Annotated in this window: 13 protein-coding genes; 11 read left to right on the forward strand and 2 right to left on the reverse strand. The window is 55.3% G+C overall.

Annotated features, from left to right (window positions below):
* Positions 1-78 precede the first annotated feature (78 nt).
* The 10 genes from GSQ86_RS12225 to GSQ86_RS12270 all read left to right on the forward strand — a co-directional run bounded on the left by GSQ86_RS12225 (position 79) and on the right by GSQ86_RS12270 (position 5,559).
* Positions 79-966, forward strand: a complete 888-nt coding sequence (locus GSQ86_RS12225; protein WP_158750227.1) for a helix-turn-helix domain-containing protein — start codon at positions 79-81, stop codon at positions 964-966.
* Positions 963-1,193, forward strand: a complete 231-nt coding sequence (locus GSQ86_RS12230) for a hypothetical protein (protein ID WP_158750228.1) — start codon at positions 963-965, stop codon at positions 1,191-1,193. The genes GSQ86_RS12225 and GSQ86_RS12230 overlap by 4 nt, the downstream gene beginning before the upstream one ends.
* Positions 1,190-1,492, forward strand: coding sequence for a hypothetical protein (locus tag GSQ86_RS12235; RefSeq protein ID WP_158750229.1), 303 nt, complete (start codon positions 1,190-1,192; stop codon positions 1,490-1,492). Before GSQ86_RS12230 ends, GSQ86_RS12235 begins: the two co-directional genes overlap by 4 nt.
* Positions 1,493-1,514: 22 nt before the next feature.
* The gene (locus GSQ86_RS12240; RefSeq protein ID WP_158750230.1) at positions 1,515-2,450 is read left to right on the forward strand and encodes a ParB N-terminal domain-containing protein; all 936 of its coding nucleotides are present in this window, start codon (positions 1,515-1,517) and stop codon (positions 2,448-2,450) included.
* A 283-nt stretch (positions 2,451-2,733) separates the two neighbouring features.
* Complete coding sequence (locus GSQ86_RS23920; protein ID WP_158750231.1) at positions 2,734-2,937, forward strand: type II toxin-antitoxin system prevent-host-death family antitoxin; 204 nt, start codon at positions 2,734-2,736, stop codon at positions 2,935-2,937.
* The gene (locus tag GSQ86_RS12250; RefSeq protein WP_158750232.1) at positions 2,918-3,181 is read left to right on the forward strand and encodes a hypothetical protein; all 264 of its coding nucleotides are present in this window, start codon (positions 2,918-2,920) and stop codon (positions 3,179-3,181) included. The genes GSQ86_RS23920 and GSQ86_RS12250 overlap by 20 nt, the downstream gene beginning before the upstream one ends.
* 9 nt (positions 3,182-3,190) lie before the next feature.
* Positions 3,191-3,421, forward strand: coding sequence for a hypothetical protein (locus GSQ86_RS12255; protein WP_158750233.1), 231 nt, complete (start codon positions 3,191-3,193; stop codon positions 3,419-3,421).
* 135 nt (positions 3,422-3,556) lie between these two features.
* Entirely contained in the window at positions 3,557-4,756 is a 1,200-nt protein-coding gene (locus GSQ86_RS12260; protein WP_158750234.1) for a phage major capsid protein, read from the forward strand.
* Positions 4,757-4,774: 18 nt separating this feature from the next.
* Positions 4,775-5,338, forward strand: a complete 564-nt coding sequence (locus tag GSQ86_RS12265; RefSeq protein WP_158750235.1) for an HK97 family phage prohead protease — start codon at positions 4,775-4,777, stop codon at positions 5,336-5,338.
* Positions 5,335-5,559 carry a hypothetical protein gene (locus GSQ86_RS12270; protein ID WP_158750236.1) on the forward strand — a complete coding sequence of 75 codons (225 nt, stop codon included), beginning with the start codon at positions 5,335-5,337 and terminating at the stop codon, positions 5,557-5,559. Before GSQ86_RS12265 ends, GSQ86_RS12270 begins: the two co-directional genes overlap by 4 nt.
* Here the strand turns inward: GSQ86_RS12270 and GSQ86_RS23490 are convergent.
* On the reverse strand, positions 5,556-6,257 hold the full coding sequence (locus GSQ86_RS23490; protein WP_254062337.1) for a hypothetical protein: 702 nt from the start codon (positions 6,255-6,257) through the stop codon (positions 5,556-5,558). The genes GSQ86_RS12270 and GSQ86_RS23490 overlap by 4 nt on opposite strands.
* On the opposite strand from GSQ86_RS23490, the gene GSQ86_RS23925 reads away from it, so the two are divergent.
* Positions 6,154-6,387, forward strand: coding sequence for a hypothetical protein (locus tag GSQ86_RS23925; protein ID WP_371720652.1), 234 nt, complete (start codon positions 6,154-6,156; stop codon positions 6,385-6,387). The genes GSQ86_RS23490 and GSQ86_RS23925 overlap by 104 nt on opposite strands.
* On the opposite strand, the gene GSQ86_RS22845 is transcribed toward GSQ86_RS23925, so the two are convergent.
* Entirely contained in the window at positions 6,349-6,555 is a 207-nt protein-coding gene (locus GSQ86_RS22845) for a hypothetical protein (protein ID WP_174239963.1), read from the reverse strand. The genes GSQ86_RS23925 and GSQ86_RS22845 overlap by 39 nt on opposite strands.
* Positions 6,556-7,057: the final 502 nt, after the last annotated feature.

Below are 7,057 nucleotides of genomic sequence, written 5' to 3' on the forward strand. Positions count from 1 at the left end.
TATGAACCCTGCATCCACGATACGCCGCTTCCACGCGCCGCGCTGCAAAAAAATCGGTGAGCAGCTGAGGGTGGCATCGTGAGCCGCTCCGCCGTGGAAGTCCTGCTTGACGCCGACTGCTCTTCTGTTGAGAAGCTGGTGCTGCTTGCCATCGCTCGTCATGGACGAGGAACCGACGGCAGCGGAGGCTATCCCAGCGTGCGGCGCATCGCGAAGATGGCCGGAGTCAGCCGCTCCACCGTGAAGCGCACTGTGGACTCACTTCGCGCCAAGAAGTGGCTCTCGTGGAGTTCTGGCAATGCACGAGAGAACAAAGCTAATACATACACTCTCCACCTCGACGCGATCCCGATGCTGCCCAACCTGTGGCGATCACCTGTACCCACTATAGGTACAGCCCTGTACTCACCACAGGTACAGCCCTATGCCCACCATCGGCCTAGCCCTATATCCACCATCGGTATAGGCCTGTACCCATCAGAGGCCAAACCTGTACCCACCATGGGTACTCAAGCAAGTACTGAAGCAAGAGATAAAGACGACGACACGCGCGCGAGAGATGAACTGTCGTCGTCGTCGTCCTGTTTGTCTTTTTCTCTTAAAAGCGCTCAGGAGTTCTGGAACGCTCATCGCGGAGAGATGGAAAAGAGTGAAGAGCTCAGCCCGCATGACCAGCGCATGTTCGTAGCCCGAGTGAGAGAAGGGCTTACGCAGGATCTTTTTCGGGCCGTCGTTCTCCAGATGGCCGCCACGCCGCATTTCTGCGGCGAAACGACCGGATACCTGGGCAAGTTCGCGTGGCTGCTCAAAACGCATAAGGAAACCGGCAAGGGAAATTTTCGTCATGTTTTGAAAGGCGACTACGAGCCGCGTTCCTCGAAGAAACTGTCGACCGTAACAGTCACGAAGGAAGCGCCGTCTTACAAGCGCTTTGCAGCAAACGGAGAAGACAGGAAGCCACAATGACGGACCTAGAGCGCATCGAAGCACGTCTCGCTGAAGACGCTCGCAGGCTTGAACGCTGTGCCGCGATCGAAGCAGCCATCGATGCGATTGCAGACCGGCATCCTGGGCTGCCATTGCTTGAGCTTGCCGAGAAGCTGCCGGCAGATGAAGGCGAGCGGTTGTTGCAGATGATCGATGAATTGGAGATTTGGAGCAGCGAGACACGCGCGGTCGGGGTGCAGCGATGAGCGCGACCGAAATGCTGCCGCTGATCGAGCAGGAAGCAGCAGAGCGACAAGCTGCGACTCGCGCGAAGCCGGGAGAGAAGGTCGGCACCAAGGCTACCCAAAAAGTTGGGGAACCTTTTAGTCCTGATCGGCACGAGCGCGAGGCAGCAGCCGCAGCGGCAGCGATCACTGGCACGAATCGCCAACACGGGAAAGAGGGCGGTCGCGGTCGCCCGAAAACGGTTACTCAAAAAGTTGAGTCACCGTTTAGTCCTAATCGCAACGAGACGACGGCAGCAGCGGAAGCGGCAGCGCGGTGACACGCGCGGTCGAGGTGCAGCGATGAATGATATCCAAGCGCATGACTACGGGATGCCGGTACATCCGGTGTGTGACCTACTTCCGCTTATGGATGAGGTAGCGCTTACTCGACTTCGTGACGATATTCGCGAGAAAGGCGTTGTTGTTCCCATCGTTGTTCATGCAGAACAACTAATTGACGGGCGCAATCGAGTCTTAGCATGTAAGGCACTCAACCTCACGCCGCCGCAGGTTGAATGGCGTTCTATCTATCACGGCGACCTGACGGTTACTGACTGGATCGAATCAGTCAATGAAAAGCGCCGCGACCTAACGCAAGATCAGCACATCACTTTTGTCATTGCAGCGCGGCTTCATAAAGAAACCGAAGCGGCGAAACTAAACCAGGTCGTGGCTGGCAAAGTACACGGTGGACCAAAGACAAAGCGGGTTGTGACCAATCGATCACAAGCCGTTCCGAAGCCGCAACGCGCACCAGCAGTCCGCACGAAGTTAGCCAAAGAACTAGGCGTCTCTGAACGCAAAGTGCAGCAGGTTCTGACTGTCGATAAGAAGCAGCCAGAGTTACTGAAGGAAGTTATCAGGGGCAAGGTGTCATTGCGCGAAGCCGCAAAGCAGGTGAGCGGTCCGTCGCCGAAGAAAAGGCTATCGACGCCGCGCATTACTTCAACACCGAACGCGCTGTGCACGAATTGCAGGCTAGCGCTGGAGGAGTTCCAGCGAGAACTACGATCAATTGTTCAATTTATCTCCGACTTGCGAAAGGAGCTTACTAGGAAGAGAAAAGCAAGCAATGTACGCCGGAATGCGCGCATCTGGTATCCGGACAACGTCAACAAAGACGATCTGGTGAAGATAATCGACTGGTTCGAGAACGAACTGGACGTCCTAACTAGCGCCGCCGGAAGGAGCACAACGACACGAAACAAAAGCGTCCATGGAATCCAGAGCAAGTGATCAAGCTCGAGCTAGTAGAGATTCAAGATTGGATCGAGGGAGAGCTTAAGAAGCTGATCAACAGATGACTGCTGCGGTTGGTCGAGCGTAGCAGCCACCGTGAACGCAATCATCGACCGAAAGGAGGACACCCATATGCTTTCGATCAGCAGGCAAAGCAGGGGGGGAGGGTACCTCAAATCTCTAAGGACCGACCCCCGGAACCACAACGGCACCCGCGTACGAAAAATCGCAAGTTTTAGAGTTTTTCTGAAAAAATAGCCAGTTTTTGACGAGGTTTTGAATGCGAATCGGCGTTGCAGAAGCGCGGAATCAGTTTTCGAAGTTGCTAAAGCGTGCTGCGAGAGGCGAACCGATCATAATCACGAAGCATGGCCGGGCAATTATCCGGCTGCGTGGATTTCCGAAGCGGACCGACGAAAGTCTCGATCCGATCGCAAAGTTGATTGCCGACATTCTTGAAGGAGATGCCCGACATGGAAAATGAAAACACCAATCCTGAACAGCAGCAGCCACAGCAGGTGGTTGTGAGCGCCGAACAGTTAGACCTTTGGAATCGGCTCTTGATGGCAATGAGCACAACCGTGCGTGATTTGCGCTCGGATGTGGCCGCGCACGAACAGAAGTCAATCGCACACGAACAGCGCATCGCCAGCTTGGAAGATATGCTGCTGAAGCTCACAAGCAACCCGGAGGAACGTAACCCGCCGGACCGGGCAAAGATGAACTGAGAGAAGCCCATGGCTACCTACTACGACCGAAGGATTGCTGCCTTCACTGCTCACGCGGGACTCATTGAAGTGATGGCAGCGGATCTGCATCGCGAAGGTGAAGCGCTCGTCAATCTGTACCACGCTCTGCGGCTCGCCTTCCGCGAACGTTGCAATCGCGATTTCGATGATCGCGTCGACTCGTTCAACGAGGCCGATGAGCAGAGAGCTGACGAACTGCTGGAACTTTTGCCGGAGTAGGGCGCATAATCTTCTCGACACTCCGTGTGCGACTCGTCTCAAAGACACTCGTCCTCGGATCCGTTGAATACCAACATTCACGCACACAGCCGCGACAAGCGCGCTTGTGAAATTCCTCCTCAGGAGTGTCACCCAATGGAAACAGAACTTAAGTCAGCAATTACCGGTCTCGATGGCAAGCTTGACGGGATCAGCGAGCGCGTCGACGGCATCGAGCAGAAGTTCGGCGGCTTTCAAAAGCAGGTCGATGCACTTGATCTGACACTGCAAGCCTCGCAGCGTCTGGTGTCACCACTCGCCAACGGCAGCGCGTTCCGGAAAGCGATGGAGGACTGCGATAGCCTGAGACGCCTCCAGCACGACAAGAGCGGCAAGGCCGTTCTTCAATTCAAAGACGTTGCGATGCAGGAGTTTTTGCAGCGCAAGGCGACCCTCACTGAGACGGCGCTCGGCGCGATGACGACCGGCGTTATGCCAATCGACAGATCGCCAGGGATCACGCCGGAAGCTCGACAGGCCTTAACAATTCGCGATCTGCTCTATAGCGCGCCGACCAGCATGCAAATCGTCGACTACGTGCATGTTGCTCCTCCGCTGCCGCAGCTTGCTTCGCCAGTTCCTGAAGCGAGCTTGAAACCTGAAAACGCATTCAACTTCGTTTCAGGGAGCGAACGAGTCAAGCTGCTTGCGACATGGCTTCCTGCTTCGAAACAGGTTCTTGATGATCTGGATGGGCTGATGGCATTCATCCAGAGCACACTGCCTTACTACGTTAACCTCTGCGAAGAGCTTGAGCTGCTTTCCGGTGATGGAACCGGCGAGCATTTGCATGGTTTGATTCCGCAAAGTACGGTATTCAACCCAAGTCTTCTGCCAACAACAGGCGCGACCGCGCTCGACACCATCGGCGCAGCCATTGGACAGATCGCCATCGCGAAGGAGTTGCCTCCGACGTTCGTTGTCCTGAATCCTGTCGATTGGACGAGCATGCGGCTTTTGAAAAACTCGTTTGGTCAATACATTCTCGGCGACCCGCAGACGGTTGTATCGCCGAGTCTGTTTGGCTTACAGGTGGTTAGCACCGTGTCCATTGCACAGCATACGTTTTTGGTCGGAAACGGTTCGCCGATTGCTTCAGAGATTCGCGACCGGATGGAAATGCAGGTCGAGATTTCGACAGAGCATCAGGATTTCTTTGTCAAAAACCTTGTCGCGATCAGGGCTGAAAAAAGACTGGCACTAATCGTAAAGCGTCCCGGTTCCTATGTCACCGGCTCGTTCGAAGGATTGTCGCTGAGCGCGCCGACGAACGGCAGCGGGTTTTCGCCGCGGTAGTGTCATGGGAGTTAGTTCATGCTGAAACGTGATTTCAAATTCAAAGTGAAAGCGCTCGACGGCGGCGACGATCCAGACGGCTCATTCGAAGGGCTGCTTGCGGTTTATAACAATCAGGACCTCGGCGGCGACATCATCGTTCCCGGCGCGTTTGCAAGGACGATTGCGAACCAAGGCTCACAGGTCCCACTGTTATGGCAGCATAAGACCGATGAGCCAATCGGTACGCTCACGCTGAATGACGGTCCAAACGCCCTGAGCGTTCAAGGGCAATTGCTGCTCGCTTTGCCGACAGCAGTGGCGGCCTATCAGCTTTTGAAGAGCGGCATCATTCGCGGTTTGAGCATTGGGTATGACATCGTTCAGGACTCGGTCGAGGGCAGTGTTCGCTACCTGAAGGAGTTGCGCTTGTGGGAAGGCAGCATCGTCACATTTCCGATGAATCAGGCCGCGGTTATTCAGGCGATCAAGAGCAATGTCGACGACGATCGCGAAGTGATTGCCGAGTTGAAACGTCTGGCAGCCAAGGCAGAGCGGGCAGCTGGCGCGCCGAATCAGCGCATGGTAAGGCGAGGCAGATGATCACGAACCGTCAGCGGTATGAAGACCGTCACGCTAAAATCTGCCAGCGCGCCGAGCAGGAATTCGTCGCGAGTCGTGCGGAGAACCCCAGATACACCCTCAGCAAAGCGATCAAGGTTCAGGCCCGATTGGTGCGCAAAGCGATTCAACGACGCGATGAAATCGCAGCTGTGTTCGCGGCACAATGCGCGCATCTGGCACTGAAGGTTCCGGTGGATTAACACTCGACGCTTGGACGATTCGGGGTGCGCGCAGCTAAAATTCCGCGCATGCACTTTCCGGCAAAAAAACAATCAGCTGCAGATGGCTCGGTATGTCTTCGAAGGCCAGAACGTATGTCAGGGCTGCAACAAAGCCATCGAATTCTGGCGACCGCCAGGGCAACAGCGCCAAGCTTACGACGCGATGCCCACTGGCACGTCTCCGGTCGTACAGCACCGCTGCAACAGTCATCGCGAGCCAACGCCGGAATCGATAGCACGTCACGCCGTGAATGGTTGGTGAGCTTCGCTTCATCAGACTGCTGGTACTGCTGCTGCTGCTGTACCGCCGCAAGTGCCTCGTTGAGCGGTGTCACGCCCATGAGAACGGATTCTGCGAGTTCTCGCGAATAACGAAGAACGCTACGCGCTTCGTTCAAGCGACGCGAACTAAAACCTGCCGTTTCGGCAGCTTTTTTAGCTTTGCTTTTATTTCCACGACCTGCACCACTTTCTGTGTCGGGATAGACCATCGCCAGAGCCATTGTTTGCTGGCTTTTGGTTATCGGGCAGTGGCTCAGCGAAGTGAAAGGGCGGTTGCCGCACGGCGCGTGGTTGCCGTGGTTGAAGAGTGAATTCGGTTGGTCGATACCGACAGCGGAACGTTTTATTCGCGTGTACGAGAACATCAAACTCGTCAATTTGACGAATTTGAGCATCGACGTTTCAGCGCTCTATCTCATTGCCAGCCCCTCGACGGCCGAGCACTCAGGGCAGGGCGTCGACAGGTTGAATGATTTCGGATCGACTCTATTTCGCATGATCGGATGCTGCGGCGCGCGGCGCTGACTTCAGTTCATAAGTGGCGACCAGATATCGCAGCGTATTGACGTGGTCCAATCCATTCTCTAAACCGATCTTTTCCAGCTTTTCCGCGAGGTAAGCGGGAAAGAGGATGTTCAAACTGACTTCGCCCTTCTTGGGTTCTTCGTTCTTGGCTGTTTTCTTTGATTTCACGATGTGTCGATGTTAAACGCGTACTTTTCGGCGTTTTCCACAGCCGGTCACACTCGACACCCTGCTTACAATAATCGGCATGCATTTCCCACGAATCTTCAATCAGATTGAACTGGCTGGCTACCGCTTCAATGGCATGTGCAGGTGTCCTGGGTGCGGAAAGCAGATCGAGTATTGGACGCCACCACAGCAGCGGCGGGCGCCCTTTGAGCTAATGCAGGACGGCGAGAGCCCTGTCGTGCCGCATCGATGCAAGCGAAGCCACGCAGAGGCCTTCAGGCCGCAGCGCGCAGCCTTCTAAGACCGCATAAAAGGCGGTAAAAAGTCGTGGTTATTCGGCTTCGAAGAAGTGAAGCTGAAGACATGCCAAACACTACAGAACAGCTGCTCTCAGTCGACCAGACCGACGAGATTATCCGGACCGCTTCGCCCATGGATGGAGCCATCGAAGACTGCGAAGAGGATCGCAACGAGGTCCGCTACTTTTTCGAGACTGGCAGGA

Origin of the sequence: Acidobacterium sp. S8 (assembly GCF_009765985.1) — a bacterium.
Taxonomy (GTDB): Bacteria; Acidobacteriota; Terriglobia; order Terriglobales; family Acidobacteriaceae; genus Alloacidobacterium.